Annotated in this window: 25 protein-coding genes; 14 read left to right on the top strand and 11 right to left on the bottom strand. The window is 72.0% G+C overall.

The annotated features are described in order from the left end of the window. Window positions 1–30: 30 nt before the first annotated feature. Window positions 31–1,509 (bottom strand): NAD(P)/FAD-dependent oxidoreductase, encoded by a 1,479-nt coding sequence (locus tag R8Z57_RS03530; protein ID WP_318352360.1) that lies wholly within the window; start codon window positions 1,507–1,509, stop codon window positions 31–33. Between the two features lie 128 nt (window positions 1,510–1,637). Between R8Z57_RS03530 and R8Z57_RS03525 the strand changes: the two genes are divergently transcribed. Then, window positions 1,638–2,228, top strand: coding sequence for a hypothetical protein (locus tag R8Z57_RS03525; RefSeq protein WP_318352359.1), 591 nt, complete (start codon window positions 1,638–1,640; stop codon window positions 2,226–2,228). 102 nt (window positions 2,229–2,330) lie between these two features. Here the strand turns inward: R8Z57_RS03525 and R8Z57_RS03520 are convergent, their stop codons facing one another. Further along, on the bottom strand, window positions 2,331–4,409 hold the full coding sequence (locus R8Z57_RS03520; protein ID WP_318352358.1) for an NAD(+) synthase: 2,079 nt from the start codon (window positions 4,407–4,409) through the stop codon (window positions 2,331–2,333). A 188-nt stretch (window positions 4,410–4,597) separates the two neighbouring features. Between R8Z57_RS03520 and R8Z57_RS03515 the strand changes: the two genes are divergently transcribed. From R8Z57_RS03515 to R8Z57_RS03500, 4 genes are all read left to right on the top strand, one after another. Continuing rightward, window positions 4,598–8,281 carry a TM0106 family RecB-like putative nuclease gene (locus R8Z57_RS03515; RefSeq protein ID WP_318352357.1) on the top strand — a complete coding sequence of 1,228 codons (3,684 nt, stop codon included), beginning with the start codon at window positions 4,598–4,600 and terminating at the stop codon, window positions 8,279–8,281. 98 nt (window positions 8,282–8,379) lie between these two features. Then, window positions 8,380–8,700 (top strand): DUF3467 domain-containing protein, encoded by a 321-nt coding sequence (locus R8Z57_RS03510; RefSeq protein WP_109211411.1) that lies wholly within the window; start codon window positions 8,380–8,382, stop codon window positions 8,698–8,700. A gap of 222 nt (window positions 8,701–8,922) precedes the next feature. Next, a complete protein-coding gene (locus tag R8Z57_RS03505) occupies window positions 8,923–9,534 on the top strand; it encodes a hypothetical protein (protein ID WP_318352356.1) in 612 nt (203 codons plus the stop codon). Beyond that, on the top strand, window positions 9,531–10,829 hold the full coding sequence (locus R8Z57_RS03500) for a type III PLP-dependent enzyme (protein ID WP_318352355.1): 1,299 nt from the start codon (window positions 9,531–9,533) through the stop codon (window positions 10,827–10,829). Before R8Z57_RS03505 ends, R8Z57_RS03500 begins: the two co-directional genes overlap by 4 nt. A 110-nt stretch (window positions 10,830–10,939) precedes the next feature. Here R8Z57_RS03500 and upp read toward each other — a convergent pair whose 3' ends face one another. Continuing rightward, the gene (gene upp / locus R8Z57_RS03495) at window positions 10,940–11,572 is read right to left on the bottom strand and encodes a uracil phosphoribosyltransferase (protein ID WP_318352354.1); all 633 of its coding nucleotides are present in this window, start codon (window positions 11,570–11,572) and stop codon (window positions 10,940–10,942) included. Between the two features lie 94 nt (window positions 11,573–11,666). On the opposite strand from upp, the gene tadA reads away from it, so the two are divergent. Further along, window positions 11,667–12,098, top strand: a complete 432-nt coding sequence (gene tadA, locus R8Z57_RS03490) for a tRNA adenosine(34) deaminase TadA (protein WP_318352719.1) — start codon at window positions 11,667–11,669, stop codon at window positions 12,096–12,098. Window positions 12,099–12,184: 86 nt separating this feature from the next. Further along, the gene (locus R8Z57_RS03485) at window positions 12,185–12,910 is read left to right on the top strand and encodes a DUF2306 domain-containing protein (RefSeq protein ID WP_318352353.1); all 726 of its coding nucleotides are present in this window, start codon (window positions 12,185–12,187) and stop codon (window positions 12,908–12,910) included. A 55-nt stretch (window positions 12,911–12,965) separates the two neighbouring features. Here R8Z57_RS03485 and R8Z57_RS03480 read toward each other — a convergent pair whose 3' ends face one another. From R8Z57_RS03480 to R8Z57_RS03470, 3 genes are all read right to left on the bottom strand, one after another. Further along, the gene (locus R8Z57_RS03480; RefSeq protein WP_318352718.1) at window positions 12,966–13,895 is read right to left on the bottom strand and encodes an LLM class F420-dependent oxidoreductase; all 930 of its coding nucleotides are present in this window, start codon (window positions 13,893–13,895) and stop codon (window positions 12,966–12,968) included. A gap of 111 nt (window positions 13,896–14,006) precedes the next feature. Next, complete coding sequence (locus R8Z57_RS03475) at window positions 14,007–14,972, bottom strand: cation diffusion facilitator family transporter (RefSeq protein WP_318352352.1); 966 nt, start codon at window positions 14,970–14,972, stop codon at window positions 14,007–14,009. 64 nt (window positions 14,973–15,036) lie between these two features. After that, a complete protein-coding gene (locus R8Z57_RS03470; protein ID WP_318352351.1) occupies window positions 15,037–16,149 on the bottom strand; it encodes an alpha/beta hydrolase in 1,113 nt (370 codons plus the stop codon). Window positions 16,150–16,247: 98 nt separating this feature from the next. Between R8Z57_RS03470 and proC the strand changes: the two genes are divergently transcribed. Further along, on the top strand, window positions 16,248–17,093 hold the full coding sequence (gene proC / locus R8Z57_RS03465; RefSeq protein ID WP_318352350.1) for a pyrroline-5-carboxylate reductase: 846 nt from the start codon (window positions 16,248–16,250) through the stop codon (window positions 17,091–17,093). A 57-nt stretch (window positions 17,094–17,150) separates the two neighbouring features. Here the strand turns inward: proC and R8Z57_RS03460 are convergent, their stop codons facing one another. Both R8Z57_RS03460 and R8Z57_RS03455 read right to left on the bottom strand, forming a co-directional pair. Further along, the gene (locus R8Z57_RS03460) at window positions 17,151–17,810 is read right to left on the bottom strand and encodes a potassium channel family protein (protein ID WP_378722691.1); all 660 of its coding nucleotides are present in this window, start codon (window positions 17,808–17,810) and stop codon (window positions 17,151–17,153) included. Window positions 17,811–17,814: 4 nt separating this feature from the next. Next, window positions 17,815–19,227 carry a TrkH family potassium uptake protein gene (locus R8Z57_RS03455; protein WP_318352717.1) on the bottom strand — a complete coding sequence of 471 codons (1,413 nt, stop codon included), beginning with the start codon at window positions 19,225–19,227 and terminating at the stop codon, window positions 17,815–17,817. 128 nt (window positions 19,228–19,355) lie between these two features. Here R8Z57_RS03455 and R8Z57_RS03450 point away from each other — a divergent pair, with 128 nt between their 5' ends. Further along, a complete protein-coding gene (locus R8Z57_RS03450; protein WP_318352348.1) occupies window positions 19,356–19,763 on the top strand; it encodes a metalloregulator ArsR/SmtB family transcription factor in 408 nt (135 codons plus the stop codon). A 66-nt stretch (window positions 19,764–19,829) separates the two neighbouring features. On the opposite strand, the gene R8Z57_RS03445 is transcribed toward R8Z57_RS03450, so the two are convergent. Together R8Z57_RS03445 and R8Z57_RS03440 are read right to left on the bottom strand one after the other, a co-directional pair. After that, window positions 19,830–20,642, bottom strand: coding sequence for an ABC transporter permease (locus R8Z57_RS03445; protein ID WP_318352347.1), 813 nt, complete (start codon window positions 20,640–20,642; stop codon window positions 19,830–19,832). Beyond that, the gene (locus tag R8Z57_RS03440; protein ID WP_318352346.1) at window positions 20,639–21,568 is read right to left on the bottom strand and encodes an ATP-binding cassette domain-containing protein; all 930 of its coding nucleotides are present in this window, start codon (window positions 21,566–21,568) and stop codon (window positions 20,639–20,641) included. The genes R8Z57_RS03445 and R8Z57_RS03440 overlap by 4 nt, the downstream gene beginning before the upstream one ends. A gap of 99 nt (window positions 21,569–21,667) precedes the next feature. Between R8Z57_RS03440 and R8Z57_RS03435 the strand changes: the two genes are divergently transcribed. The 5 genes from R8Z57_RS03435 to R8Z57_RS03415 all read left to right on the top strand — a co-directional run bounded on the left by R8Z57_RS03435 (window position 21,668) and on the right by R8Z57_RS03415 (window position 23,748). Continuing rightward, entirely contained in the window at window positions 21,668–22,597 is a 930-nt protein-coding gene (locus R8Z57_RS03435; protein ID WP_318352345.1) for a TetR/AcrR family transcriptional regulator, read from the top strand. 109 nt (window positions 22,598–22,706) lie between these two features. Beyond that, entirely contained in the window at window positions 22,707–22,898 is a 192-nt protein-coding gene (locus tag R8Z57_RS03430) for a helix-turn-helix domain-containing protein (RefSeq protein WP_179434504.1), read from the top strand. A gap of 83 nt (window positions 22,899–22,981) precedes the next feature. Beyond that, window positions 22,982–23,080 carry a 30S ribosomal protein bS22 gene (locus R8Z57_RS03425; protein WP_003792170.1) on the top strand — a complete coding sequence of 33 codons (99 nt, stop codon included), beginning with the start codon at window positions 22,982–22,984 and terminating at the stop codon, window positions 23,078–23,080. A gap of 119 nt (window positions 23,081–23,199) precedes the next feature. Then, window positions 23,200–23,493 (top strand): rhodanese-like domain-containing protein, encoded by a 294-nt coding sequence (locus R8Z57_RS03420; RefSeq protein ID WP_318352344.1) that lies wholly within the window; start codon window positions 23,200–23,202, stop codon window positions 23,491–23,493. A 9-nt stretch (window positions 23,494–23,502) separates the two neighbouring features. Further along, entirely contained in the window at window positions 23,503–23,748 is a 246-nt protein-coding gene (locus tag R8Z57_RS03415) for a glutaredoxin family protein (RefSeq protein WP_318352343.1), read from the top strand. A 45-nt stretch (window positions 23,749–23,793) separates the two neighbouring features. Here R8Z57_RS03415 and R8Z57_RS03410 read toward each other — a convergent pair whose 3' ends face one another. After that, complete coding sequence (locus tag R8Z57_RS03410) at window positions 23,794–24,582, bottom strand: tyrosine-protein phosphatase (RefSeq protein ID WP_318352342.1); 789 nt, start codon at window positions 24,580–24,582, stop codon at window positions 23,794–23,796. Window positions 24,583–24,599 lie beyond the last annotated feature (17 nt).

Genomic DNA, 24,599 nt, shown 5'->3' with positions numbered 1-24,599 from the left:
GATCCGTGGAGTTCTGCCGGAGCACGATCCTCACCTGCCCGGGAAGAGGTCTCCGAGGCCGGGGCGCTCGCCGCGGCGCCCGCGCGCGCCGTCGCGCAGCGCCTGCCGGGCGGCGTACCAGCCCGGCATCCCGGTGACGCCGGGGCCGGGAGGCGTGGCGGCCGAGGCGAGGTAGACACCCCGCAGCGGCGTGCGCCACGGCGTCGTCGACACGACCGGCCGCCGGATCGCCTGCGCGAACGTGAACGCCCCGCCGAGGATGTCGCCGCCGATGTCGGACGGATTGAACGCGGCGCGCTCAGCGGCCGTCATCGATCTGCTCGCCAGGATGTGGTGCCGGAAGCCGGGCGCGAAGCGCTCGATCTGCCGCACGATGAGCTCGGTGGGATCCGTGGTCGATCCCGCCGGCACGTGGATGTAGGTCCACAGGGTGTGCTTGCCCTCCGGTGCGCGCGTGCCGTCGAGCACGGTCGGCTGGACCACCAGCACGTAGGGGCGCTCCGTCAGCCGCCCGCGGGCGACGGCGTTCTCGCTGGCCTCGATCTCCTCCCGCGTCCCGCCGAGGTGCACGGTCGGGGCGAGCGCCACCTCGGGGTGGGCCCAGGGGACGGGGCGGTCCAGCGCGAAGTCCACCTTGGCTGCGGCCGGGCCGTACCGGTAGCGCCGGATGGCGTGCGCGTAGCGCGCGGGCAGCTCGGGGTGGGTGAGCAGCAGCCGCGGTGTGGTGTCGAGCAGCAGCAGGTCTCCGGCATCCGGGTCTCCCCAGTCGAAGCCGTCGAGGCTCGACACGTGCACGTCGGTCTCGACGCTGCCGCCGTGGTCGCGCAGGTCGGTCACGAGCGCGTCGGCGATGGCCTGCGCGCCGCCCCGCGGGAACGCCCAGCCGTCGGCGGCGTGCGCGTGGGCGGCGAGGAGCAGCCCCGACGCGGCGGCGCCCAGCGACGGCAGCGGGGTGTTCGCGTGGGCGAGCACGCCTGTCAGGAGCGCGTTCGCCTCGTCCGTCCGGAACGTGTCGCGGCCCACCCGCGTGCCGAGCTGCAGAGCGCGCAGCCCGAAACGGAGGGTGGTGACCGGATGCCGCGGCCACCGCAGCAGCTGGGATCCGGTGAAGTCCACCACCTCGCCGAGATGACGGCTCAGGGGGCGGAGCACCGCCCGCCACGCGCCGGCGTCGGGGCCGAGCGCCTCGGCGGTGCGCTCGAGATCGCGCCACGCGATCGCGGCGCGTCCGCCGTCCAGCGGCTGCGCGTAGGACGCCAGGGGGTGGATCCAGCCGACGCGGTCATGGATGCCGAACGCGCGGAAGAAGGGCGAGGTGAGCGCCGCCGGGTGCACCGCGGAGCCGACGTCGTGGCGGAATCCCGGGAGGGTCAGCGCGGCGGTGCGGATGCCGCCGCCCACGGTCGAGGCGGCTTCGAGCACCCGGACCTCATACCCGGCGCGTGCGAGCGCGACCGCGGCGGAGAGCCCGTTCGGTCCGCTGCCGATCACCGTCGCGCGCCGTGCCATGGCCCCATCCTGGCATCGCGCCGTGGCACCGGCAGGGGGTTGACGGGGCATCCGCGTGGCGGTCTTCCTCGCCACGCGCTGCCGGGACAGGATGGAGGCGCGGGCAGTCCGCGGAGATGAGGTGGATCATGCAATCGGTGCTTCTCGACACTCCGGCGGGCATCACGGCCCGGCTCGGGTGGGACCCGAAGATCGTCGAGCACGATCGCAAGCGCCAGCTGGCCAAGGAGCTCGTCGCGGCGCACCTCGGCGTCGAGCCGAAAGACGTGCGGGTGGAGCGGGAAGCCCCGGGCACGTTCGGATTCCACACCCAGCTGATCGCCGAGGTCGGCGGTCGCGAGGTGCCGCTGAAGATCCGCAACGCGAACTTCCGGGCCGCGACCGTCGTCGCCGTCGCCGACCCGGGCATCCCGCTGGGGCTCGACCTGCGCGACGCCCACCCCGACGACGGCGAGCTCTTCGTCATGAAGCGCCACTCGCACCTCTTCGAGGAGGACGACCTCCCGAAGCTGCTCGCCCACTGGACCCGCGTGCAGGCCGTGCGCGACGCCGACGGCCGCGGGGCGCGCGTCGCCGCCGACCACGTGCGGCTCGACAGCCCCCTCACCACCGGCTGGATCCCCGACCGCAAGGTGCGCTACCGCCTCACCGACCTGTCGCGCGACAGCTGGATCATCACGCTGGCCCACGCACCCGCCGCCGCAGCGCCGCCCGCCTGACGCCGCACGCGCGCCGGCGGGGTGAGCCGGCTCGCGCGCCGCCCGTGGTGCGGCGATCGGACCGGGAGATGACGGATGCCGCGGGCCGCGGCATCCGTCATCTCATTCCTGTGCGAGCTCGGGCAGGGCGGCGTCGAGCTCTGCCAGCCACGCACGGGCGTTGCCGTCGGACGGAGCGCGCCAGTCGCCGCGGGGCGACAGCGAGCCGGCCGGCGACACCTTCGGGCCGTTCGGGATCGCCGAGCGCTTGAACTGCGCGAAGGCGAAGTAGCGCTGCAGGAACACGCGCAGCCATTTCGCGACCGTCGGCAGGTCGTAGGCGTAGCGGTCCTCGTCGGGGAAGCCGGGCGGCCAGGCGCCGGCGTCGGCATCGTGCCAGGCGTGCGAGGCGATGAACGCGATCTTCGACGGCCGGAACCCGAAGCGGAGCACGTGGTACAGCGCGAAGTCGTGCAGCGAGTACGGGCCGATGCGGTCCTCGGTCGACTGCATCTTGCCGTCCTGGCCCGCGGGCACGAGCTCGGGCGAGATCTCGGTGTCGAGCACGGACTGCAGCACGGCGCGGGCCTCGTCGCTGAGGTCGGTGGACCCGCCCTCGTGGCCGCGGTGGGCGATGACCCAGCGGATGACGTGCTGGATGAGGGTCTTCGGCACGCCCGCGTTGACGGCGTAGTGGCTCATGTGGTCGCCGACGCCGTAGGTGGCCCAGCCGAGCGCGAGCTCCGACAGGTCGGACGTGCCGATGACCATGCCGCCGTGGTGGTTCGCGAGGCGGAAGAGGTAGTCGGTGCGCAGGCCCGCCTGCACGTTCTCGAAGGTGATGTCGTGCACCGGCTCGCCGTCGGCGAACGGGTGGCCGAGGCGCTCGAGCATCTCGGTCGCCGCCGGGCGGATGTCGATCGTCTCGATCGACGCCCCCATCGCCTCGGAGAGCGCGATGGCGTTCGACTTGGTGTGCTCGCTCGTCGCGAAGCCGGGCATCGTGTACGTCATGATGTCGCTGCGGGGGCGGCCCATGACGTCCATCGCGCGTGCGACCACCAGCAGCGCGTGCGTCGAGTCCAGGCCACCGCTCACGCCGAGGACCGGCTTCGGCCCGCCGATCGCGCGCATGCGCTGCACGAGCCCCGACACCTGGATGTTGAAGGCCTCGTAGCAGTCCAGCGCGAGCCGCTCGGGGTCGTCGGGCACGAACGGGAACCGGTCGAGCGTGCGCCGCAGTCCGATGTCGGTCTGCGGCGGCTCGAGCCGGAAGTGCACGGTGCGGAACAGGCGGTCGGCGGCGGTCGCGCGCCGGTTGTCGTCGAAGGTGCCCTGCCGCAGGCGGTCCTGCCGCAGCCGGTCGAGGTCGACGTCGGCGACGGAGCGGCGCGGGCCGTCGGGGAAGCGCTCCGTCTCGACGAGCAGGTTGCCGCCCTCGTAGATCATGGTCTGGCCGTCCCACGAGACGTCGTTCGTGGACTCGCCCATGCCGGCGGCGGCATACGCGTAGGCGGCGAGGCAGCGCAGCGACTGCGACTGGCAGAGGTCCTTGCGGTCCTCGGCGCGCGCGATCGTGATCGGGCTCCCGCTGAGGTTCAGCAGCACCGATGCGCCGGCGAGCGCCGCGTGCGACGACGGCGGGATCGGAACCCACACGTCCTCGCACACCTCGGCGTGCACGACGAGCCCCGGGACGTCGAGCGCCTCGAACAGCAGGTCGGGCCCGAACGGGGCCTCGAGGTCGCCGACGCGGACGTCCTGGCCCGCCTGGTCGTCGCCGGGCGCGTACCAGCGGCGCTCGTAGAACTCCCGGTAGGTCGGCAGGTACGACTTGGGGGCGACGCCGAGCAGCTCGCCGCGGTGGATGACGACGGCGCAGTTGTAGAGGCGGTTGCGGTGACGCAGCGGCGCGCCGACGACGATCATCGGCAGAAGATCGACGGATGCCGCCACCAGCCGCTCGATCGCGGCCTCGACGGCGTCGAGCACCGGGTCCTGCATGACGAGGTCGTCGATCGCGTAGCCGGTGAGGCACAGCTCCGGGAAGACCGCGACGGCGACCGCGTCGGCGTCGCACTCGCGGGCGGACGCCAGCACCGCGTCGGCGTTCGTCGCGGGGTCGGCGATCGAGACCGGGATCGTGCAGGCGGCGACCCGGGCGAACCCGTGCCGGTACGCGCTCTCGAAGGGCAGGCTCATGCGCTCCAGTCTGTCAGTTGGGGTGTCGGCCCGGTCGGGGGTTGCGTCGTGGCCGGTGCCCTGAGCGGCGTTCGAATCGCGCACTTCGCAGGTTTTCGACCCGATCGGCTGCAAAGTGCGCGACTCGAACGCATGGGCCGGAGGTGTCGGGGGCCGCGGCTAGGGTCGTGGGGGAGAAGGGGCAGGGCATGCGATACATCGAGGACGAAGGCCGGATCGTCTGGAGCGCGAGCGACCTGAAGGCCGCCGCGGAGTGCGAGTTCGCCTGGCTGCGCGCGATCGACGCGCGACTCGGGCGCGTGGCCGCGGTCGAAGAGCCCGAAGACCTCACGCTCGAGCGCGCGGGGCGCCTCGGCACCGTCCACGAGCAGCGGGTGCTCGCCGACTACGTCGCGCGATACGGCGACGGGGTGGTCGAGATCCCCGAGACGCGATCGTCGGATGCCGCGGCCCTCGCCGATGCGGTCGCCCGCACGAACGCCGCCCTGGCCTCCGGCGCCGAAGTCGTCTATCAGGCCGCGTTCGCGACGGACGAGTTCGTGGGGTTCGCCGACTTCCTCGTCCGCGACGACGACCGGCGCTGGCTGGTGCAGGACACCAAGCTGGCCCGTCACGCGCGCGTCACCGCGCTCATGCAGCTCGCCGCCTACGTCGACCAGCTCGACCGTCTGGCGGTTCCCCGGTCGGGCCGCGTGCAGCTGCTCCTCGGCGACGGCAGCGTGAGCGAGCACGAGGTCGACGACCTGCTGCCCGTCTTCACGCTGCGGCGCGAGCGGCTGGCCGCCCTCATCGCCGATCGCCGTATCGATCTCGGCGCCGCAGCGGAGCCGATCGCGTGGGGCGACCCCCGGGGCGACCTCGGCGTGGTGGCGTGCGGACGCTGCGCGACGTGCGATGCCGAGGTCGTGGCGTCCCGCGACCTCCTTCTCGTCGCCGGCATGCGGCCGGTGCAGCGCGAGCGGCTGCGCGCGGCCGGCATCACGACCATCGAGCAGCTCGCAGAGGCCCCGGCCGGTCCTGCCGGCATGAACCCGGACGTGTTCGGGTCGCTGCGCATCCAGGCCCGCCTGCAGCTCGAGAGCCCCGCGGGCACGCCGCCGCTCGTGACGCCGAAGCCCCCGGCCGCCGTGGTCGCCCTCGCCGCCGTGGCCGTCGACGCGTCGGCCGCGACCATCACCGCCGACGCCGCGGAGCTCGGCGTCGCCGGGCTGGTCGACGAGCCCGGTGCCGTCGCCGACGCCGCGCCGCCGGTCCCGGTGTTCGAGGTCGTCGCGCCGAAGGCGCTCGGCGCGCTCCCACGCCCCGACCACGGGGATCTCTTCTTCGACTTCGAGGGCGACCCCCTCTACACCGAGCCGCCGGTGCCCGGAGAGCCCAGGCAGTGGGGCATCGACTACCTGTTCGGCTGGGTCGACAGCCGCGAGCAGTACACGGCCCTGTGGGCGCACTCGTTCGCCGACGAGAAGCGCGCGCTCGAGACGTTCCTCGACATCGTGAACCTGCGGCGTCAGCAGCATCCGGGCATGCACATCTACCATTACGCGCCGTACGAGCCGACGCACCTGCTGGCGATGGCGGCGCGCCACGGCGTGCGCGAGGCCGACGTCGACCGGCTGCTGCGCGACGGCGTCTTCGTCGACCTGTACCCGGTCGTGCGCCGTGCGCTGCGGGTAGGTTCGCGGTCGTACTCGATCAAGAAGCTCGAGCCGCTCTACATGGGCGATGAGGTGCGCACCAGCGACGTGCAGAAGGGCGACGACTCGATCGTCCGCTATGTCGAGGCGCGCGCGCTCGAGGCCGACGGCCACGACCTCGAGGCGGGGCTGGTGCTCGACGACCTCGCCGACTACAACCGCTACGACTGCGTCTCGACGCGGCGGCTGCGCGACTGGCTCGTGGACCGCGCGCGCGAAGCGGCCCTCGTGCCCTCACCCAACCCCGAGCCCGACGAGCGCGCGTACGAGCCCTCGCCGCGGGCCACGATGCTCGACGCCCTGGCGCTCGAGCACCCCGAGGACTCGGTCGACGCGCGGACGCTGCGTCTGGGCGCGGCGGCGATCGACTACTACCCGCGCGAGGCGAAGTCGTTCTGGGCCACGCACTTCCTGCGGCTGCGCGAGCCGGTGTCGCTGTGGGACGACACCCGCGACGTCGTCGTGATCGACCCGACCCGCAGCCGCGTGCGCGAGGACTGGCACTTCCCCGAGAGCGGCCGCGGCGGTGAGCGGCGGGTCGTCGAGCTGCGCGGAGACCTCGCCCCCGGCACGCGCCTGAGCGAGGGCGTCAACCCGTTCGCGCTGTACGAGCTGCCGGCGCCGTATCCGTTCGAGGCCTCGCCGCGGTGGATCCACTCCTACCGCTCGGTCACGGTGCTCGAGGTGCTCGACGACGGGGCCGTCATCGAAGAGACGGCAGTCGACGGGATCACGTGGAGCGAGCTGCCCCTCGCTCTCACCCCGGCGGCACCGCCCGCGGCGGGCAACCAGCAGGCGGCCATCGACGCGTGGGCGGATGCCGTCATCGCGGCCGCGCCGGAGCTGCCCGAAGACCCGGCCACCGACATCCTGTGCCGCCGCCCGCCGCGCACGCGTCCGGCCCCGGACGCGGCCGCGATGCCGGGCGTGGCGAGCAGCGGGCTTCCGCCGGCGGGAGACGACCTCGTCGACGCGATCGCCCGCGCCGTGCGCCGCCTCGACCGCAGCTACCTGGCCGTGCAGGGCCCTCCCGGTACGGGGAAGACCTACGTCGGATCCCACGTCATCGCGCGACTCGTGCAGGAGCACGGCTACAAGGTCGGGGTCGTCGCCCAGGGGCATGCGACCGTCGAGCACCTGCTCGAACGCGTCATCGCCGCGGGGGTCCCCGCCGCGCAGGTCGGCAAGGCCCCCAAAGACCCCGCCGCCGCCCATGCCTTCACGGTGCTGCCGAAGAACGGGGTCGCGGCGTTCACCGCCGAGCACGAGGCATCCGGCTATGTGATCGGCGGCACCGCGTGGGACTTCAGCCACGAGGGCCGCGTGCCGCGCGGCAGCCTCGACCTCCTCGTCGTCGACGAGGCCGGGCAGTTCTCGCTGGCGTCGACGATCGCGGTGTCGCTCGCCGCACCGCGCCTGCTGCTGCTCGGCGACCCCCAGCAGCTGCCGCAGGTGAGCCAGGGCACCCATCCCGCGCCGGTCGACACCTCGGCGCTCGGCTGGGTGATGGACGGCGCCGACGTCATCCCGCCCGAGTACGGCTACTTCCTGGCCCAGACGCGGCGGATGCGGCCCGAGGTCGCGGCGCCGGTCTCGGCCCTGTCGTATCGCGGCGAGCTCGCGGCGCACCCCTCGACGGCCCTGCGCCGGATCGACGGGGTCAGCGCCGGCCTGCAGCCGATCGCGCTCCGCCACCACGGCAACGCGACCCAGTCGCTCGAAGAGGCCGCGGAGGTCGCCCGCATCGTGGCCGACCTCATCGGCCGGCCGTGGACCGATGCTGCCACCGACGACGCCGACGGGGTGTCGGCTGCGGCGCCGCCGCGCCCGCTCGAAGAGCGCGACATCATCGTCGTGACCCCGTACAACGCGCAGCAGGTGGCGGTCGAGACGGCCCTGGCGGCGGCGGGCTTCCCCGGCGTCCCGGTCGGCACCGTCGACAAGTTCCAGGGCAAGGAGGCGGCCGTCGCCATCGTGTCGCTCGCGGCGTCCAGCGGGCGCGACGCTCCGCGGGGCCTGGAGTTCCTGCTGCTGCGCAATCGCCTCAACGTCGCGATCTCGCGCGCCATGCACACGGCGTATGTCGTCTACTCGCCGGGACTGCTCGACGACCTGCCGTACACGCCCGAAGGCGTGGCGCGACTGAGCGGCTTCGCGCGGCTGGTCGGGCGGGGCTGAGCGCCGCGTAGACTCGCGCACACGTCGCAGACGGTGCGCATGACAGCGGTGGGCATCCGCGACGACCGCGCGAGACCCACGCCCGCAGAGGAGCCCGCATGGCCGACGACGCATCGCAGCAGTTCGAGATCGACCTCCCGCCCGAGCTGATCGGCGGTGCGTACGCCGATTTCGCGAACGTGTGGCACACCCCCACGGTGTTCGTGATGGACTTCCTCACCCTCGCGCAGCCGCCGCGCGAGCAGGTCGATGCCGAGACCGGGCAGCGCCACACCGTCGTGCCCGCGCGCGTGGTGAGCCGCATCCGGATTCCTCCTGACCAGGTGTTCGAGCTCGCCAAGGCGCTCACCCAGCAGCTGGAGTTCTGGGAGCGCGAGACGGGCCGCCGCAACCCGCAGGAGCCGCCGCTCGGAGACTGAACCGGTCGCGACCTCGCCGCGCACACAGGGCTAGACGGCGCACCCCGGCATGTCAACCCCATAGGGCCGGGAACCTCGCCGTTCTAGCCTGGCCGGGCGTCCGAGAGGCGCAGATGGCGCGGCATCCGTTCGGCGAGGGGCGGATGTCGCGCCGCTTCTTGCGCATCGGCGGTCGTATCAGCGTGTCTGCCCCCTCCTCTGTCACACGGAGGGGGTGCCGACATGACCGCGATCGACCAGCCGTCCGCCGTGACCGCGGCGGCACGCCGGGAGCCGGTGCGCGAGGCGAGGACGGATGCCGTGACCCCGGCGCCTGCGCCGGCAGCCGGTGCGACCGTCGCCTCCGCCGCGCGCCCCGGGCAGCGGCGCGGGCTCGTCTTCTGGATCGTCCGGTATCTGCCCGCCGAGATCGCCGGCACCGCCGTGATGGTGCTGGGCGGACTGCTCGCCACGATGTGGACGGATGTCGCACCGGTCATCGCCCTCGTCGCCCTCCTCGGCGAGATCGTCGGGTTCTATGCGGTGCTCGCCGTCGCGAACTTCGTCGAGCAGTCCCGGGTGGCCCGCACGCGCACGCGCGCCGCCGCGCGCACCGGCGTGCTGCTGGTCGCCGAGTTCGGTGCCGCCGAGGTGCTCGACACGTTCCTGATCCGTCCGGCGGCCCTGATGCTGGGACTCTGGCTCGTCCCCGATCCGCTCTGGGGCATGCTCGCCGGCAAGGTCGCCGCCGACGTCGTCTTCTACGCCATCGCGGCGGGGGCCTTCACCGTCACCGCGAAGAGCGGGCTGCGCGATCGCCGCCGCTCCGCCGATGCCCCGGAGGTGGCGTCATGAACCCCACAGCCCTGCATGACCTTCACGTCAAGCGGCGTGATGCGCGCACCGCGCGGGCGTTCGAGGATCGACGGCGGGCCGAGACATCCGCTCTCCTCTCCTCCGTCGCCGCACGCGCCGCGATCGCCCTGCACGGCACCCCGGTGCTGCTGCTCGATCCCGAGCGCGTGCGCCGTCAGTACCGGCACCTGCGCCGCACGCTGCCGTTCGTGGGCTTCCACTACGCGGTCAAGGCGCTCGCACACGACGCGGTGCTCGACGTGCTCGACGACGCGGGTTGCGGGTTCGACATCGCGGGCGGCGAGGAGCTCGCGCTGCTGACCCGGCGCGGCGTCGACCCGGCTCGCATCATCCACACGCATCCGATCAAGAAGCCGGCCGAGATCGCCGCGGCGCTCGCCGCCGGTGTGCGGACGTTCGTGGTCGACAACGACGTCGAGATCGACAAGTTCCGCGGCGCACCGCCCGACACCCGGCTGCTGGTGCGGCTGGCGTACCGCAGCCCCCACGCGAAGAGCGATCTGTCGAGCAAGTTCGGGGTCGGGCCGTTCGAGGCCGCGCATCTCGTCGAGCGCGCGCTCGCGGCGGGGGTCACCGTCGCCGGGTTCAGCTACCACGTCGGCAGTCAACTGGACGATGCCGGCCGATTCGCAGCGGCGGCCGCCGACACGCTGGAGCTCATGGACATCCTCGAGCGGCGGCTGAACGTGCAGTTCGACACGCTCGACATCGGCGGCGGCTTCCCGGCGTCCTACGATGCCGAAGCCGCCGGCGTCGACGAGATGGCCGCGGCGCTGCGTCCGGTGCTCGAGCCGCACGCGCGGCGGCTCGACATCATCGCCGAACCGGGACGCGTGATGGTCGCCGACGCCATGACGCTGGTCACGAGCGTCGTCGGGATCGCCGAGCGCAGCGACGGCCGCTGGTACTACCTCGATGACGGGCTCTACGGCTCGTACTCCAACGTGCTCACCGAGGACGTGCACCCGCTCGTCTTCGCGGAGCGGGATCTGCCGGGGTCTGCCGCGTCACACCCGGCCGGCGCCGCCGGTCACCGCTGGGCGACGCTCGCCGGGCCGACCTGCGACTCGTCCGACGTGATCGCCCGCGAGGTGATGCTGCCCGATCTGCGGGTGGGCGACCTGCTCGTGAGTCCCACGATGGGCGCCTACACGACCGTCACCGCGACGCGGTTCAACGGCCGCCCGTTCACCCCGGTCGCGGTGCTCGGACGCGGCCCGGTGACCGGCGAGATCGCCGTCGCCTCGGACGCCCGCCGCCTGCCGATCGTGTGAGGCCCGGCGCGCGGTGCGTCCCGGAATCGTGCGGCGCCGTGGCGGCGGCCCGTGCCCCGGACGGGAGGCCCGGAAGCCTCCAGCCCGCTCGCGCCCGCCCCCGCCGAGCCTCAGACGGTGCCGTAGAGGCGGTCGCCCGCGTCTCCGAGACCGGGCACGATGTAGCCCTTCTCGTTGAGCCGCTCGTCGAGGGCGCCGAGCACGAGGGTCACGTCGCGGCCGTCGACCTGCTTCTCGATCGCGGCGACGCCCTCGGGGGCGCCGAGCAGGCAGATCGCGGTGACGTCCTGCGCGCCGCGGCGGAACAGGAACTCGATGGCGGCGCCGAGCGAGCCGCCGGTTGCGAGCATCGGGTCGAGCACGAAGCACTGGCGATCGCTGAGGTCGTCGGGCAGACGCTCGGCGTACGTGGACGGCACCAGCGTCTCTTCGTTGCGCACCATGCCGAGGAAGCCGACCTCGGCGGTGGGGATGAGCTTGACCATGCCCTCGAGCATGCCGAGGCCGGCACGGAGGATGGGCACGACCAGCGGCCGGGGGTCGCCGATGCGCACGCCGATGGTCGTGGTCACGGGCGTCTGGATCTCGACCTCCTCGACGCGCACGTTGCGCGTCGCCTCGTAGGCCAGGAGGGTGACGAGCTCTTCGGTGAGCTGCCGGAAGACCGGCGACGACGTGCGCTGGTCGCGCAGCACCGTGAGCTTGTGGGTGATGAGGGGGTGGTCGGCGACGTGCAGGCGCATAGACACAGAGTAGTGCCGCCTCCTGTCAGCGACCGTGCGCAGGGGCCGGCGATACCCTCGGGAGGTGACTTTCGACGCCGCCGACCTCGCCGCCATGGACCGCGCGCTCGCGCTCGCCGTGGCGGCCGGTGCGACCGGCGACGTCCCGGTCGGCGCGGTGGTGACGGATGCCGCGGGCACGGTGATCGGCGAAGGTCGCAACCGTCGAGAGCTCGAGCACGATCCGACCGCGCACGCGGAGGTGGTGGCGCTCCGCGAGGCGGCGGCCGCGCTCGGCTCGTGGAACCTCGAGGGGTGCACCCTGGTGGTGACGCTCGAGCCGTGCGTCATGTGCGCGGGGGCGGTGCTGCAGTCCCGCGTCTCGCGGCTGGTGTTCGGCGCCTGGGACGAGAAGGCCGGTGCCGCGGGGTCGATGTACGACGTCGTGCGCGACCGGCGCCTGCCTCACCGCGCCGAGGTGGTGGCCGGCGTGCGCGAGGACGAGGCATCCGCCCTCCTGCGCGCGTTCTTCGACGAGCGTCGCTGAACCCGCGGCCGGGTGGGGTCAGCCGCCGCGGATCGGGGGGACAGCACCCTGCTCCGGAGCCGTGCGGCGGGCCTAGCGTGACGCACGTGACCCGCCTCATCGAACCCGTCCGCTCCGCACCCGCCGTCACCCGGCCCGGCGGCATCCGCTCCCGCATCGGCTGGCTGGTCGTGCTGCTCACGGCCCTGGCGATCGTGGCGTACTCCGCCGTGCCGTACTTCACGGCCTCGCTGCGCGATCTGGCCGGCGACGACGTCGGCCTCGCGCCGACGTACGCCGGGGTGCACCCGTTCGTGCAGGGGGCGCTCTACGTCCACATCGTCGGCGGCGCGGTCGCCCTCGTCGCCGGCCCCCTGCAGTTCTGGAGCGGGCTGCGCACCCGCGCCCCGCGCGCGCATCGCTGGATCGGCCGCGTCTCCCTCGTCGCCGTCGCCGTCGGCGGCGTGGCCGGGCTGATCATCGCGCCGTCCAGCCCCGCCGGATTCGTCGGGTTCTTCGGCTTCGGCGCGCTCGCCGTGCTGTGGCTGGTGACCGGATGGCGCGCCTACCGTGCCATCCGCCGCGGCGATGTGCCGAGCCACCGCGCGTGGATGATCCGCAACTACGCCCTCACTTACTCCGGCGTGATGCTGCGGGTGTGGCTGCCCGTGCTGCTCGTGGCCTCGCTCCTGATCGGATGGCCGCCCGAGTACGGGTCGGCCTTCGCGAACGCGTACGCGGCCGTCCCGTTCCTGTGCTGGCTGCCGAACCTCGTGTTCGCGGAATGGCTCATCCGGCGCCGCGGCCTGCCGTCCTACCGGCTGCCCGTCTGACCCCGTCCCCGGTGCCCGGCCCTCGGGCGAGGCGGGGTCGGAGAGCGAGGCGGGGTCAACGGGGAAGGTAGGGGAGCACCTCGGCGCCGAGGTACTCGACGTGTGCGACGTCCTGCAGGTCCATCAGCTGGAGGTACACGCGCTGCGCTCCGAGCGCGACCAGCCGCTCGACCTTGGCCACGATCTCGTCGCGGTCGCCCACGATGTTGACGTCGCCGCGCAGCTCGCCGACGGTGCGGCCGATGTTCGCTGCACGACGGTCGAGCTCGGGAACGGATGCCGCAGCCAGCGTCGGCAGTGCCACCGAGAGCTTGAGCGACTTCGGGTCGCGACCGATCCGCTCGCAGGCCGCCCGCACGACGGCGAACTTCTCGGCCGACTCCGCCTCGGAGCGGAAGCCGATGTTGAACTCGGTCGCGTACCGCGCGGCGAGCTCCGGCGTCCGCCGCGGGCCGCCGCCGCCCACGATCACCGGAACACGCGGCTGCACCGGCTTAGGCAGGGCCGGGGCATCCGTCAGCCGATAGTGCGTGCCGTCGAAGCTGTACGTCTCGCCCGCCGGCGTGGCCCACAGGCCCGTCACGAGTTCGAGCTGCTCCTCGAGCAGGTCGAACCTCTTCGCGGGGAACGGGATGCCGTAGGCCGCGTGCTCGCGTTCGAACCACCCCGTGCCGAGGCCCAGCTCGACGCGCCCGCCCGACATCGCGTCGACCTGCGCGACCTGGATCGCCAGCAGGCCGGGCACGCGATACGTCACCGACGACACGAGGGTGCCGAGCCGGATGCGCGAGGTCTCACGCGCGAGGCCGGCCAGGGTGGTCCACGCATCGGTGGGGCCTGGAAGGCCGTCGCCGTCGCCCATGTGGAGATAGTGGTCGGAGCGGAAGAATCCGTCGAAGCCGAGTCGCTCACCCGCCTGGGCGAAGGCGAGCTGGTCGTCGTAGCTCGCGCCCTGCTGCGGTTCGGTGAACAGGCAGTACTCGATGGGCATCGTGTCCTCGTCGGTGCTTGGTGGGGGCGGTGAGAGAAGGCGATCGCTCGTCGCCGCGAACACCCGCCGAGCCAGTCGGTGGGAGCGATGCGGCCTGCGAAGCGGTCAGTCGGCGGACTTGATCACGAACTGCGACGTGGGCGGCGTCGGGTCGTCGCCCGGCCGGAAGATGTCGGGCTCGAAGTAGATCACCCGCGCTGCGGGTACGGCCTGGCGCACCCGGGACTCCACGCGGTCGATGTCGGCGGCGACGTCCGCGAGCGGGGCGTCCGAGGCGAAGCCCAGCTTGGCCGCGACCAGGAGCTCGTCCGGGCCGAGATACAGCGTCTTGATGTGGATGAGCTTCTCGACCTCGGGCCCGTCGGCGATGGCCGCGACGATGCGCTGCAGATCGGCATCCGTCGCTCCTTCGCCGACCAGGAGGCTCTTCGTCTCGATGCCGAGGACGATCGCGATCACGATCAGCAGCGTGCCGATCATGAGCGTGCCGAGGGCATCGAACAGCGGGTTGTGGGTGATCGCCGTCATGCCGACGCCGAACAGGGCGAACACGAGGCCGATCAGGGCGCCGACGTCTTCGAGCAGGACGACGGGAAGCTCGGGCGCCTTGGCGTGGCGCACGAACGAGACCCACGACTGCCCTCGGCCGCGGACATGGTTGCTCTCCTTGATCGCCGTGCGCAGCGAGAACGACTCGAGGAGGATCGCGATGACCAGCACCCCGATCGGCACCCAGTAGTTCGTGACCTCGTGGGGATGCGTCAGCTTCTCGACGCCCTCGTAGATGGAGAAGAGACCACCCACCGAGAACAGGATGATCGAGACGACGAAGGCGTAGACGTAGCGCTCGCGCCCGTAGCCGAACGGATGGTCGCGGTCGGCGGCCCGCTTCGCACGGCGGCCGCCGAGGAGGAGCAGCAGCTGGTTGCCCGAGTCGGCGACCGAGTGGATCGCCTCGGCGAGCATCGAGGCCGAGCCCGAGATGAGCCAGGCGACGAACTTCGCCAGGGCGATGCCCATGTTCGCCAGGAACGCCGCGATGATGGCCTTGCCGCCGCCGGAAGCACTCATGCGGATGAGTCTACGGACGCCGCGCGCTGCGCCCGACACCCCTTGCGCGCCGGGGCTTTCGGTGTCAGTCGGACGAGCGCAGGATGATCGCCTCGGTCGGAGGAGCCGGATCGTGCGGCCGCCCGACGTAGCCGATCGCCTCGAGCAGCGCGTGACGGAACTCGGCCGGCCGCTCGAGATGCGGGGTGTGGCCGGCGCCCTCGAGCGCGATCTCCGTGACCTCGCCGCCCGCGGCGGCGTAGCGCGCCAGGACGTCGCGCGTCTGCGACACCATCTCCTGCGGGGGCGCGACGTCGTCGCCGGGCCAATCCGGCACGAAGCCGAGCTTGGCGAGGTTGTTGTAGTCGTAGAGCGACGCGTCCGACACGATCGGGTCGGCGGTGCCGCGGATCCACAGGATCGGCGGCTTCTCGGCGAGCTCCACGATCCCCGACACATCGAAGTACCCCGGGGCCATGGTGTTGGCGACGCCGATCTTGCCGGCCGCGAACCCCGGCCAGTTCTTGCTCGGCACCGCGTCGCCCGGGTAGTTGCCCGTGGCGGTCGAGGTGGTGAGCATCGACTCGATCCACACGTCCTCGTGGTCGGTGCGGTAGTCGGCCGCCACGTACTGCGAGCGGAACACCGAGCGGGGCGACGTCGGGGCGTCCGTGGTCTTGTCGTGGTCGATGAGCCGCTGCACGAAGTCGGGGTTGACGGTGCCGCCGCCGCAGCCGGCGTCGTCGTCGGTGAGTCGCGAGCCATCGCGGCGGGTGCCGCCGAAACCGTACGGCGAGATGGGCGCTTCGAGCGTCAGGCTCAGCACAGGGTGGTCGAGGGCGTACTGCAGCGCCACCCCGGCCCCCATCGACCATCCGACGAGGTGCGCCGTCGGGATGCCGAGCGCCTCGAGCGTCGCCCGGACGTCGTCGCTGAAGTCCCGCACGCCGCGTGTCGCGTCGATCGGCGCGTGCTCCGTGCCGCCGTACCCGCGGAGGTCGATCGCGATGACGCGGATGTCGGTCGGCAGGTCCTGCATCGTCTCCTGCCAGAACAGCGCCGACGACACGTTCCCATGGATCAGCACGACGGTGCGATCCGGGGGCGTTGCGGGGTCGTCGCCGGTGCGCTCCAGCACGTTGACGGTCAGCCCGGGCGTCTCCACGCTGCGCGCGGCGATGCCGTCGAAGAGGGTCATGTTCGCGTGCCTCCCACGTCTGCGAGAGCCCCTGCGCCCCCGTACTCCCGAGAATAGACCGCCGAGCGGCCTGCGGTCAGCGCTCGTAGGATGACGCCATGCCTCACGACGCCACTCCGCTCCCTCCCATCGCGATCCTGGGCGCCGGCTCCATGGGCGGTGCGATCGCCCGGGGCCTCGCCCGGTCCGGCCTTGCAAGCGACGGCGTCACCACGACGAACCGCTCGCGCGCCAAGGCCGCCGAGCTCGACGGCCTCGACCGCGTGACCAGCGTCGCGCTCGAGGATGCGCCCACGGGGAACACGGATGCCGCGGCTGCCGCGGACGTCGTGCTCATCGGCGTCAAGCCGGCGATGGTGCCCGACCTGCTGCGCGAGATCGCCCCCGTGCTCCGCCCCGGCACCATCGTGGTGAGCCTCGCCGCCGGGGTCACGGTCGCGACGTTCGAGGAGATCCTTCCGTCGGGCATGCCGGTGCTGCGCTCGATGCCGAACACGCCCGCGCTGGTCGGTCGCGGCGTCACGGGGCTCGCGGCCGGAACGCACGCGAGCGCCGCGGTCGTCGCCACGGTGCGGCGGCTGTTCGAGACCGTGGGTACGGTGATCGAGGTGCCCGAAGGGCAGATCGACGCGCTCTCGACGATCTCGGGCTCGGGGCCCGCCTACTTCTTCCTGCTCGTCGAGGAGTTCACGAAGGCCGCCGTCGGCAAGGGCTTCGCCGAGGCCGAGGCGCGGCTCATGGCCGAGCAGACCTTCATCGGCGCCGCGGCGCTGCTCGAGGCATCCGCAGGCGACCCGGCAGAGCTGCGCCGCAAGGTGACCAGTCCGAAGGGCACGACCGAGCGCGCCATCGCCGTGCTGCAGGGCGCGCGGATCGACGCCGCGTTCGCCACGGCGACCGATGCGGCGCTCGCCCGTGCCAAGGAGCTCGCCGCCGGAGCGTAGCGACCCGCGGCGCACCCGGCGGTCGACGCGCAGAGCTCGACGCTCCGCGCGCGGCGCTCAGCGGTCGAGCGAGGCGAACCGCTCGATGTCGGAGTTCGTGCCCGACACGATGATGAGGTCGTGGTTGGTGACCACGGTGTTGGCCTCGGCGTAGCGGAAGGGCTTGCCGGGGCTCTTCACGCCGACCACCGTGACGTTGTACTTGGTGCGCACGCCCGATTCGTTGAGGCCCACGCCCCGGATGAACTTCGGCGGGTAGAGCTTCGCGAGCGCGAAGTCGTCGTCGAAGCGGATGAAGTCGAGCATGCGCCCGCTGACCAGGTGCGCGACGCGCTCGCCGGCTTCGCGCTCGGGGTAGATCACGTGGTTCGCGCCGACGCGGGCGAGGATCTTGCCGTGCGACTGCGAGACCGCCTTGGCCCAGATCTGCGGCACCTTGAGGTCGACGAGGTTGGCCGTGATGAGGACGGATGCCTCGATCGACGATCCGACGGCCACCACGGCGACCTGGAAGTCCTGGGCGCCGATCTGCTTCAGGGCGTCGATGTTGCGCGCGTCGGCCTGGACGGTGTGGGTGACCCGCTCCGACCACTTCTGCACGAGGTCGAGGTTGTCGTCGATCGCGAGCACCTCGCGGTCCAGGCGATCCAGCTCGCCGGCGCAGGCGGCGCCGAAGCGTCCCAGTCCGATGACGAGGACGGGCGCATCGCCCCTCATCCGCTCAACCAACGATCGGCCTTTCCACGGGCAGCGAGTACAGCTGCGAACGGGTTGACGCGGCCACGGCCGCGGCGAGAGTCACTGTACCAACGCGGCCCATGACGATGGTCACCGCCAGCACGTAGATGGCAGGGTCGGGGAGCGTGGCGGTGAGGCCGGTCGACAGGCCCACGGTGGCGAAGCCCGAGATGACGTCGAACAGCACGTCGCCGAGGTCGGCCTTGGTGATCTGCGTGATGATGATCGTCGAGATCGCGACGATGGTCGCGCCCCACGCCACGACCGAGAGGGCGACCCGGAGCACGTCGCTCGGGATGCGGCGCCCGAACACCTGGTTCGAGGCGCGTCCCTTCGCCTCGGAGACGACGGCGAGCGCGATGACGGCGAGGGTCGTGACCTTGATGCCGCCGGCGGTCGAGGCCGACCCGCCGCCGACGAACATGAGCATGCACGCCACGAGCAGACTGGACTGGTTGAGCTCGCCGACGTCGAGGATCGAGAAGCCGCCGGATCTGGTCATCGCCGACAGGAAGAACGCCTGGAACGTGGTGTCCCAGGCGTCCTCACGGCCGAGCGTCAGCAGGTTGTCGTACTCGAGCACGAGGAAGACCACGCCGCCGAGGAAGAAGAGCGAGACCGTCGTGATGACGGTGAGCTTGGCGTGCAGCGACCACCGGCGCACCCGCCACCGCTGGCGCAGCACGGTGTAGATCACCGGGAAGCCGATCGAGCCGAGGAAGACGCCGGCCATCAGCACCGTGAGGAAGAAGTAGTCATGCCGGAACGGCTCGAGGCCCTCGGCGTTCGGTGTGAATCCGGTGTTGGTGAACGACATCGCGGCGTAGAACGGGGCCTCCCACAGCGCGGCGTGCCACGGCACGCCGGCCACGATGAGCCCCGGGAAGAGGAGGATCGCGATGATCCCCTCGATCACGAGAGTCGAGAGGGCGACCGTCGCCAGCAGGCTGCCGATCTGGCCCAGCTGGACGGTCTGACCCTCGTTGACGGGGCCGGCGTGGGTGCGGAGCGGGTTCGAGTCGCTCGCGGCGATCAGCTTCGCGCGCAGCCCCAGGCGGCGCGAGATGACGAGGCCGAGGATCGAGGCGAGGGTCAGCACGCCGAGGGCGCCGATCTGCACGCCCACGAACACCAGCACATGGCCGAACGGCGACCAGTGCGTCGCCATGTCGACGGTGGCGAGGCCCGTGACGCAGATGGTCGACACCGCCGTGAAGAAGGCATCGGCGAAGGGCGTGACCCGGCCGTCCGCGGCCGCGATCGGGAGCGAGAACAGGCCCGTGAACAGCAGGATGAGCGACAGGAAGATCAGGATCGCGAACCGCGCGGGGGAGCGCTGCGTCAGGTCGCGGAAGAACTCCAGGAACGCGTGCCCGACAGCGCGGAGGCGACCCATGGCGGTGACGGGAACGACACGCCTGCCATCCGTCATACGGGGTTCCTCCTGATGCGAAACGGAGCTCGTGCGGCGGACCGGCGGTCGTGCTCATGGTACTCCGCGGGGCTCCCCACTAATCTGAGCACATGGCGGACATCTTCGACGTGATCGCAGACGGAACGCGTCGCGACATCCTGCGACTGCTGCTCGATCGATCATCCGCCGGAGACCGCGGCACCAGCGTGTCGCACATCGTGACCGAGCTCGGCGCCAGCCAGCCCACGGTCTCGAAGCACCTGAAGGTGCTGCGCGACGCGCACCTCGTCTCGGTGCGCGAAGAGGGGCAGCACCGCTACTACAGCCTGTCGGCGGCGCCGCTGGACGAGGTGGACGATTGGCTCGTCCCCTTCCTCGCGGGCGACGACGACATGGCCGACGCGACGCCCCTGGCCCTGCCGGATTCGGCCGCGCACGCGGCCGAGGTCGTCGGCCGGGCCGCGGCATCCGCGAAGCACGCCTTCGAGAACGCGCTCAAGCGCCTGCCCGGCCGCTGACCCGCGCCCGACGCGGCAGGGGAGACCCGGGCGTGCGCGGCGCCGGACCTCCCCTCCGCATGCGGACTACCGGCGCCCGGCCTTGCGACGGAACAGCCACGCGCCCCACACGAACGAGGCGACGAGGATCCCCACGCACCACAGCACGGCCCAGCCGGCGGTGTCGCCGACGGGCGTGCCCATCAGCAGTCCGCGGATGGTCTCGATGATCGGCGTGACCGGCTGGTACTCGGCGATGCCCTGCAGCCACTCGGGCATCGTCGCCACGGGCACGTAGGCGCTCGACAGGTACGGCAGGAACAGGATGATGAAGCCGTAGCCGTTCGCGCCCTCGGGGCTGCCGGCGGCCAGGCCGATCGCGGCGAACAGGTAGGTGATCGCGAGGATCCACAGCGCGATCACGGCGACCGCGCCGAGCCAGCCCCAGATGTCAGCGGTCGGGCGGAAGCCGACCAGCACGGCGACCCCGATCACGACGGCCGTCGCCAGCAGGTTGCGAAGGAGGCTCGCGACGACGTGACCCGTGAGCACGGCGCTCGCCCGCAAAGGCATGGTGCGGAACCGGTCGATGATGCCGGCCTTCATGTCGCCGGCGACGTAGACGGCCGTCGAGGCCGCCCCGAATCCGGCACACGTGAGGATGACCCCCGGGACGACGTAGTTCACGTAGTCGCCGGTGGGGTCGATGGCGCCGCCGAACACCCACGTGAACATGAGCATGAGCATCACTGGGAGCAGGATCGCCATGAGCAGCGATTCGCCGTCCCGCAGCGAGTGCCTGAGGCTGCGTCCGACGAAGACGCTCTCGGCGGTGAGACCGCCGATCCGCGGTCGCAGTGCCGGCATCGCGGGGGCGGCGGCGGGGGTCAGGGTGGTCATGCGATCTCCTCGAGGGTGCGGGACCGGTCGGCGGCGGGACGGCCGCGGCCGTCGGGGGTGGTCAGGGCGAGGAACACGTCGTCGAGGCTGGGCCGTCGCAGCGTCACGATCCCAGTGGCGCCGGACTCGTCGAGCGCGTCGAGCGCGCGCCGGAGCCCCGGCACGGTGCCGTCGGTCGGGATCTCGCGCAGCAGGGTGCCGTCGGCGTCGTGCACCTCGACGGTGTCGGCGCCGACGCGGGACTTGAGCTCGGCCGCCGTGCCGATCGCGACGATGCGCCCGCCGTCGAGCACGGCGATGCGGTCGGCCAGCTGATCGGCCTCCTCGAGGTACTGCGTGGTGAGGAAGACGGTGGTGCCGGCGGCGGCGAGCGACCGGATGACGTCCCAGAGCTCCCGTCGGCTGCGCGTATCGAGTCCCGTCGTGGGCTCGTCGAGGAAGAGCACCTCGGGTGCGACGACGAAGCTGAGCGCGAGGTCGAGGCGCCGGCGCATGCCGCCCGAGTAGGTGCCGACACGGCGGGCTGCGGCATCCGTCAGTCCGAAGCGTTGCAGGAGTTCCGACGCGCGGGCGCGGGCCGCGCGTCGCGGCAGCCCCGAGAGCCGGCCCAGCATCACGAGGTTCTCGGTGCCCGTGAGGGCGTCGTCGACGGCGGCGGCCTGGCCGGTCAGGGCGATGCGGCGCTTGACCTGATCGGGCTCGCGCGCCACGTCGATGCCCCCGACCGCGGCGTGACCGGTATCGGGGCGGACGAGCGTGGTGAGGACGTTGATGGTGGTGGTCTTGCCGGCGCCGTTGGGTCCGAGGAGCGCGAAGACCTCGCCGCGCGAGACGTCGAACTGGAGGTCTTCGAGCACCCGGTGGCGCCCGAAGGTCTTGCTCAGGCCGCGGACGGCGATGACCGGCGCGGCGGTGTCGACAGGCATGGATTCCTCCGATGTGTGTAGGGCGAAAACTGTTTACGACGGTAACTGTTTATGACGCTAACACACTGTTTACGGGATAAACAGACCTAAACTGACGGGATGACCGAAGCGTCCGAGCCGGAGCTGCCCCGGGGCATCGCCCTCGCCTGGGGTGTCGCGGCCAACCCGCAGCGAGGCCCGAAGCGCGAGATGAGCGTCGAGCGCATCGTCGAGGCGGCGGTCGAGATCGCGGATGCCGAAGGCCTGGGTGCCGTCTCCATGGCAGCGGTGGCGGCGAAGCTGGGCTTCACGCCGATGTCGCTCTATCGGTACGTGACAGCCAAGGACGACCTGATCCTGCTCATGCAGGAGGAGGCCACCGGCCTCCCGTCGGACGAGGTGCTCGCCGGGGGTGACTGGCGGGAGAGGCTGATGGCGCTGTACCGGGAGCAGGTCGCCCGGTACATGCGCCACCCGTGGGTGCTCGAGATCGCGATCACCGGGTCGCCCGTCACGCCGAACAGTGCCGCGTGGATGGATGCGAGTCTCGCCGCCCTCGCCGACACGCCCCTCTCGCACGCCGACCGGCTGGCCGTGCTGCTCCTCGTCACCGGCGCGGCGCGCTGGACCGGCATTGTCCTGGCCGGCTACCAGCGCGCGGAGCGGGAGGGGGCGATGTCGGGCGACGAGATCACGGTTCTCGAGGACGGCCTCTTCCGCACCCTGATCACCGGCGACGCGTATCCGCACCTGCGCGAGGCGATCGACGCCGGCGTCTTCCTCGACGAGGCGGATCCGTTCGCCTTTGGGCTGGAGCGCAGCCTCGACGGCGTGGCGGCGTACATCCAGTCCGTGGCAGAGGGGCGCGTGGTCGAGCGCTCGCCGTTCCCGGTCTCGGGCGACGCCGGCATCGCCGCGGACAAGAAGTACCGCGAGGCGCAGAAGGCGGTGCGCAACGCCGAGAAGGCGCTGCGCGACGCGCGCAAGCTCGAACGGCAGGCGGCGCGCGAGGCGCGCGACCGGCTGGCGCGCCAGCGGCCCGAGGCCTGATCGCGTCCCATCCGCAACAGGAACCACAGCGTTCACACGTGCCCCGTGTTTACACACCGGTCCCGCGCGCTCTAGAGTGATCGCAGCACTTCTGGGGAAGGGGATCGACATGGCGGAGCTGCCGGACGTGCGCTTCCTCACGGTGGCCGAGGTCGCCGACATCATGCGGGTCTCGAAGATGACGGTCTACCGTCTCGTGCACTCGGGCGAGCTCCCCGCGGTGCGGTTCGGCCGCAGCTACCGGGTGCCCGAGTCGGCGGTGACCGAGGCCCTGCAACGGCCGATCGCCGACGTCGGCTAGACTGATCCGAGGCATTTTCCGTATCTGCCCGTTCCCGGGCGCCGCACACGCCGCGCCCAGACCCCGACATAGTGAGGTTTTCCGTGGGTTCTGTCATCAAGAAGCGCCGCAAGCGCATGGCGAAGAAGAAGCACCGCAAGCTGCTTCGCAAGACTCGCCACCAGCGCCGCAACAAGAAGTAAGCGGCATCCGCACCAAGCGCCCCCAGGCTGCTGCGCTTTCGTCAAGCGCAGCGACCGGTCGAAGGGGGCGCTTCGTGTATGCGGAATCCGTTCCCGCCTGACCGCGTTGAAAGGCAGTCATGAAGTCCATCACCGTCCAGCAGCTCCGCGACCGGGTCGACGTGCCCCTCATCGACGTCCGCGAGATCGACGAGTTCGCCGCCGGTCACGTGCCGGGTGCCGTCAACATCCCGATGTCGGTGCTCGGTGGTCGACTCGACGAGCTGCCCGACGGGGCGTTCGACGTGATCTGCGCCGTCGGGGGCCGCTCGGGCCGCGTGGTCGAGGCGCTCGAGGCCCGTGGGTACGACGCGACCAACGTCGACGGCGGCACCAACGACTGGATCGCCTCGGGCTTCCCCGTCGAGCGCTGAGCCGGCGTCGTGACCACCCTCACCCTCATCGGCAAGCCCGACTGCCACCTCTGCGACGTGGCGCGCGAGGTCGTCGAGACCGTCGTCGCCGAGCTGCCTGAGGACGCCGTCGACGTCGAGGAGCTCTCGATCGTCGACGATCCCGCGCTGTACGCGCTGTGGTGGGAGAAGATCCCCGTCGTCCTCATCGACGGCGAGCTGCACGGCCACTGGCGTGTGTCGCCCGATCGCCTGCGGGCGGCGCTGCGCGCCTGACCTCCGGCATCCATCCCGCCTCACGGGTGGGACGGATGCCGCGACTCAGCCCGCGAGCCGCGCGCGCAGCCCGTCGAGCTCGGTCTCGGTGAGCCCGCCCGAACGGAGATAGTCCGCCGACCCGCCGCGCTCGTCGATCCACGCGAACGCCTGCGCCATCGCCGCGGGCGGGGTGCCGGTCACGAGCTCGCGGACCTCGGGCGTCAGCGGTGCACCCATCTGCTCGATGCCGGCCAGCATGCGGTCGGCCCACGGACCTGCGAGGTTGCGCTCGGACTGCGCATAGTCGTCGATCACGGCGTCGCGCTCGGCGCCGACCGCGTCGAGGATGACGGCGACGGCGACGCCGGTGCGGTCCTTGCCGGCGGTGCAGTGCACGAGCACCGCCGACGGGCGATCGTCGACGGATGCGGCGACGCGGCGCGCGGCCTCGGCGAACGACGCGGCGCCGTGCTCCAGCATCTGCACATAGAGGTCGCCGAGGCGGGGCAGCGTGGCGAGGATGCGGGACGCCATGCCGGTGTCGATCGGTCCGCCTTCGGCGGCCGCGGCCCCGGCGGCTCCGGTGAGGGCGCCCTCCAGCACTGAGAGCTCGACGATGTCGAGCGTGCGGTCGGCCGGAAGGCGATCGGGGGCGCTCTCCTGCTCGAACGGCGTGCGGAAGTCTGCGATGACCCCGATCGGGCTCGCCGACAGTGCGGTCACGCCCGCATCGGTGAGCGCGCTGAGCGCATCGGAGCGGTAGAGGACGCCCGCGCGGACGGCGCCGCCCGCGGCGAGCGGCAGGCCGCCCAGGTCACGGAAGTTGTGGAGGCCTTCGAGAGTGAGAGTCACCCTCGAGGATTACCACA

The sequence above is a fragment of the Microbacterium sp. M3 genome, from assembly GCF_033548675.1.
Classification (GTDB): Bacteria; Actinomycetota; Actinomycetes; order Actinomycetales; family Microbacteriaceae; genus Microbacterium; species Microbacterium arthrosphaerae.
The sequence above is the reverse complement of the archived record's forward strand: the minus strand, read 5'-3'. Positions and strand labels throughout refer to the sequence as shown.

What these genes read in the sequence shown, in the direction of transcription:
- R8Z57_RS03530 (WP_318352360.1), bottom strand. Translation starts at nt 1,509, where the DNA reads ATGGCACGGCGCGCGACGGTGATCGGCAGCGGACCGAACGGGCTCTCC.
- R8Z57_RS03525 (WP_318352359.1), top strand. Translation starts at nt 1,638, where the DNA reads ATGCAATCGGTGCTTCTCGACACTCCGGCGGGCATCACGGCCCGGCTC.
- R8Z57_RS03520 (WP_318352358.1), bottom strand. Translation starts at nt 4,409, where the DNA reads ATGAGCCTGCCCTTCGAGAGCGCGTACCGGCACGGGTTCGCCCGGGTC.
- R8Z57_RS03515 (WP_318352357.1), top strand. Translation starts at nt 4,598, where the DNA reads ATGCGATACATCGAGGACGAAGGCCGGATCGTCTGGAGCGCGAGCGAC.
- R8Z57_RS03510 (WP_109211411.1), top strand. Translation starts at nt 8,380, where the DNA reads ATGGCCGACGACGCATCGCAGCAGTTCGAGATCGACCTCCCGCCCGAG.
- R8Z57_RS03505 (WP_318352356.1), top strand. Translation starts at nt 8,923, where the DNA reads ATGACCGCGATCGACCAGCCGTCCGCCGTGACCGCGGCGGCACGCCGG.
- R8Z57_RS03500 (WP_318352355.1), top strand. Translation starts at nt 9,531, where the DNA reads ATGAACCCCACAGCCCTGCATGACCTTCACGTCAAGCGGCGTGATGCG.
- upp (WP_318352354.1), bottom strand. Translation starts at nt 11,572, where the DNA reads ATGCGCCTGCACGTCGCCGACCACCCCCTCATCACCCACAAGCTCACG.
- tadA (WP_318352719.1), top strand. Translation starts at nt 11,667, where the DNA reads ATGGACCGCGCGCTCGCGCTCGCCGTGGCGGCCGGTGCGACCGGCGAC.
- R8Z57_RS03475 (WP_318352352.1), bottom strand. Translation starts at nt 14,972, where the DNA reads ATGAGTGCTTCCGGCGGCGGCAAGGCCATCATCGCGGCGTTCCTGGCG.
- R8Z57_RS03470 (WP_318352351.1), bottom strand. Translation starts at nt 16,149, where the DNA reads ATGACCCTCTTCGACGGCATCGCCGCGCGCAGCGTGGAGACGCCCGGG.
- proC (WP_318352350.1), top strand. Translation starts at nt 16,248, where the DNA reads ATGCCTCACGACGCCACTCCGCTCCCTCCCATCGCGATCCTGGGCGCC.
- R8Z57_RS03460 (WP_378722691.1), bottom strand. Translation starts at nt 17,810, where the DNA reads ATGAGGGGCGATGCGCCCGTCCTCGTCATCGGACTGGGACGCTTCGGC.
- R8Z57_RS03455 (WP_318352717.1), bottom strand. Translation starts at nt 19,227, where the DNA reads ATGGGTCGCCTCCGCGCTGTCGGGCACGCGTTCCTGGAGTTCTTCCGC.
- R8Z57_RS03450 (WP_318352348.1), top strand. Translation starts at nt 19,356, where the DNA reads ATGGCGGACATCTTCGACGTGATCGCAGACGGAACGCGTCGCGACATC.
- R8Z57_RS03445 (WP_318352347.1), bottom strand. Translation starts at nt 20,642, where the DNA reads ATGACCACCCTGACCCCCGCCGCCGCCCCCGCGATGCCGGCACTGCGA.
- R8Z57_RS03440 (WP_318352346.1), bottom strand. Translation starts at nt 21,568, where the DNA reads ATGCCTGTCGACACCGCCGCGCCGGTCATCGCCGTCCGCGGCCTGAGC.
- R8Z57_RS03435 (WP_318352345.1), top strand. Translation starts at nt 21,668, where the DNA reads ATGACCGAAGCGTCCGAGCCGGAGCTGCCCCGGGGCATCGCCCTCGCC.
- R8Z57_RS03430 (WP_179434504.1), top strand. Translation starts at nt 22,707, where the DNA reads ATGGCGGAGCTGCCGGACGTGCGCTTCCTCACGGTGGCCGAGGTCGCC.
- R8Z57_RS03420 (WP_318352344.1), top strand. Translation starts at nt 23,200, where the DNA reads ATGAAGTCCATCACCGTCCAGCAGCTCCGCGACCGGGTCGACGTGCCC.